Source organism: candidate division KSB1 bacterium (assembly GCA_034505495.1).
GTDB lineage: Bacteria > Zhuqueibacterota > Zhuqueibacteria > Residuimicrobiales > Krinioviventaceae > Fontimicrobium_A.
This window is the reverse complement of record JAPDQV010000019.1, coordinates 1-3423: the sequence shown is the minus strand read 5'-3', so window position 1 is coordinate 3423 and position 3423 is coordinate 1. Positions and strand designations below refer to the sequence as shown.

General features: G+C 55.2%; 5 protein-coding genes. All 5 read right to left on the bottom strand.

All coding sequences use genetic code 11. The features are described from left to right. Positions 1-269, bottom strand: a 269-nt coding sequence (locus ONB24_08970) for a polyprenyl synthetase family protein (protein MDZ7316238.1), incomplete at its 3' end; no start/stop codon positions are given. A gap of 117 nt (positions 270-386) precedes the next feature. Continuing rightward, positions 387-947, bottom strand: coding sequence for a pentapeptide repeat-containing protein (locus tag ONB24_08965; protein MDZ7316237.1), 561 nt, complete (start codon positions 945-947; stop codon positions 387-389). Between the two features lie 15 nt (positions 948-962). Continuing rightward, the gene (locus tag ONB24_08960) at positions 963-1307 is read right to left on the bottom strand and encodes an STAS domain-containing protein (protein ID MDZ7316236.1); all 345 of its coding nucleotides are present in this window, start codon (positions 1305-1307) and stop codon (positions 963-965) included. A gap of 22 nt (positions 1308-1329) precedes the next feature. Next, entirely contained in the window at positions 1330-2553 is a 1224-nt protein-coding gene (locus ONB24_08955) for an ABC transporter permease (protein ID MDZ7316235.1), read from the bottom strand. Between the two features lie 13 nt (positions 2554-2566). After that, on the bottom strand, positions 2567-3423 hold an 857-nt coding region (locus ONB24_08950; GenBank protein MDZ7316234.1), incomplete at its 5' end, for an ABC transporter permease.

The window sequence follows — 3423 nt, the reverse complement described above, 5'->3', positions numbered from 1 at the left end:
TCGTTGTCCATAATGTCGTCATGGACGAGGCTGAAAATGTGCACCATTTCCAGCGCCGCTGCCGCGTCAAGGGCGTCATCGGCACGGCCGCCGACCGCCTCGCAGACGGTAAGCAGGAGCACCGGCCGCAGCATCTTGCCGTGTGCGGAAAGCGCCCAACGAACCGGTTCATAAAGCCCGACCGGCTGCACTTCGCCGCTCAACACGGCTATCCGATCGGCAACCTTTTTGCGAAAGGCAGAAGAAAATTCATGCAAAACCGAATCCACGCCTCACTCCAATTTTTCGTAAAGGTAAGAGTATCGGGCGAGAGTTTCAAGAAAATATTTAAAAAAATGCCCAACGAGCAATCAGCGCGTCGGGCTCGACCAAAGAGAATATCGTTTTCAGCTCAAGCCTTTTGCCTCGGTGAAATCGGTTCCGTCCAGGATGGCGTTGGTCAGCACTGCATTGCTGAGGTCGGCGCGCCGAAACGAGGCTTCGCTGAGATCGCTGCGCACCAAATGCGCACCTCGCAAATCCGCCTCATCGAACTTGGCATAGCGCAGATGAGCGCGCTTTAAACGGGCGTCGCGCAGATCAGCGCCGGTAAAATCAGCCCTTTCCAGAGTCGAACCCAGCAGAGCAACATGCGGAAGTCGTACGCCGCGGGCGCTGACCCCTTCTAGGTTGCTGTCCTGAAGATTGACGTCCACTCCTTCGGCGCCGTCGAGTCGCGCATTACGAAGATTGGAGCCAAACAGAAAAGCATGGTCGAGCTTTGCCTGCCGCAGGTCGGCACCTTCCAAATTGGCGTTCTGCAGATGGGCCTCACGGAGATCGGCGCCAGCCAAATTCACCCCCTTTAGTACCGCATAAGAAAGATCTGCGTTGGAAAGATCAAATCCCGCCAGGGACTCACCGCGCGCGGCTTTTTCAAGAATCTGCTCACGAGTCAGTATTGCCATACCGCTCCTCCCCTCTCAATCCTGCGGAAAAGTTTTCAAAGCTTCTTCAACCCCGTCATACTCTTCGAAAACGGAATCAAGACGCGTCAAACGCAGCGGCCTTCGTACACGTTCAGAGAGATTGGCGAGCTTGAGCTCCCCGCCGCTGCTGCGCAGCTTTGCCAATGCGCCGACCAAAACACCCTGCCCGGAACTATTCATCCAGGTTACCTCCTTCATATCAACGACCGTATTCACGACTCCTCTTTGCAAGGCCTCATCGATAATCTTGCGAAACTCTTCGGCTTCCGGGCCGCCCATCCATTCACCTTTGGGATAAACGATCAGGACGTTGTTTCGATATTCGGATGCGATGCTCATATAACCTCCAAGGTTCTTTACATTACTCAAAGCGAAGCGCGGCAATGGGATTCATACGCGCCGCCTTGGCCGCCGGATAGACGCCGAAAATCAAACCCACGAAAGAACAAAACACTAGACCGACGATGACGGTCCATACCGGCACCGCAGCCGGAACCGGCGCCAGTGCTTCAACCAGTTTCGCCAGGCCGAGCCCCAGGCCGATGCCGATGACGCCGCCGATCTCGCTGAGCACCACCGCCTCGATGAGAAACTGCAAGAGAATGTCGCGGCTGCGGGCACCCACCGCCTTGCGGATGCCGATTTCGCGGGTTCTCTCGGTCACCGAAACGAGCATAATATTCATGATGCCCACACCGGCTACTACGAGCGAAATGGCGGCTATGGCAATAGCGACGATTTTTACATACTTGGTCAAATTGTCGAAAAAGTCCATCATCTGTTGATTGGTGCGGATTTCGAAATCGTTCGGCTTGCCCGGCGGCACTTTGCGAACAGCCCGCAGCACGCCGATGGTTTGATCAAGGCACTCTTCATACAACGCACTGCTTTTGGCTTTTACAGTGATGTTTACCGAGCGCTCTTTGCCGAAAATTTTTTCAAAGCGGGTGATAGGGATGACGACATGATTGTCGCGCGATTGGCCGAGGATGCTCCCCATTTTATCGAACACACCGATGACCTGAAAGCGTTCGCCCTGAATTTTGATCTCCTGGCCAAGCGGATCACTATAGGGAAACAGCGCGTCGGCCACTTCGACGCCGATGACGGCGCAGCGGGCACTGAAATCGACGTCCTGGTCAGTAAGAAAGCGACCCTCCGCAATGTTATAGCCGTTGTTGACGGCAAACTCGGGCGTAGCGCCCGCCACCATGATCGTCGGCGACGTCTTTTCGTCTCCCCTACGGATCTCCAAACCCATTTCCCACACCTCGACACCCACGTTTTCGGCGGCGGTAACCAAACGCCGCACCGCTTCCGCCTCTTCGACGGTCAGGTTCTTACGGTTTCGGTACTTTTCCCAGTCGCCGTGCTGCATGATGGTGGGGAACTTTTGCACCTGAAAAGTGTCGGCGCCCAGCACGTTAACCTGCTCGCGCACGCTGTTTCGCAGGCCGGTGATCAAAGACTGCATAGCAATGATGGTCATGACGCCGATAATAATGCCCAAAAGAGTCAGCGCCGAACGAAGCTTGTTGGTCAGGATGGCCCTGACGGCCATATTGAAACTTTCACCGATTTGCACGACTCGATCCGCCTTATTCGTATCGTAACGCTTCAATAGGAATAAGCATGGCCGCTTTGCGCGCCGGATAGATGCCGAAAAACAGGCCGATGGCGACGACAAAGGTCAGGCCGAGAACAGCCACCCACGCGGTGATCGCCGCCGGCAAAGGCGTGGCGGCCGCGACAATTTTGGCAAACGCCACAGCCAACAACGTTCCGATCGCTACTCCCAACGCACAAATCATCATCGATTCGATGAGAAACTGGAGCATAATATCGACTCGACGCGCGCCGATCGCCTTGCGGATGCCGATCTCGCGCGTCCGTTCGGTCACCGAAACCAGGAGAATGTTCATAATTCCGATGCCGCCGACAAACAGAGAGATCGAACCGACGCCGATCGCCACGGCCCACAAGGTGCCGGTCAGTTTTTTATAAGTATCCATCAGCATGCTCTGTTTGTTGACGGCAAAATTGTTTTCCTGACTGCCCTGCAGACCGCGAATACGCCGCATAATGCCGATCAGTTCGATCTCGGCATTGTCGATTTCCTCGGGCGTTTCTACTTTTACTTCAATATCGACGGAGCGCCAGCGCGCACCGAATACGGCCTGAAAGACGCCGATCGGCACCATGACCATGTTGTCCATGCTGTCGCCGAACATGTTGCCTTTCTTTTCAGCCACGCCGATGACCGTAAACTTGCGGCCTCCGATGCTGATGCGTTTGCCGATCGGATCACCGGTGGGAAAGAGAACTTTCAGTACGTCCTGTCCCAAAACACAGACGGAACGGCGGTGCCGCACATCCGTTTCCGAGAGAAAGCGACCGGACTCGGGCAAAACGTTCGAAGTCTCCATATAGTCTTCAGTAGTGCCGACGATGATGA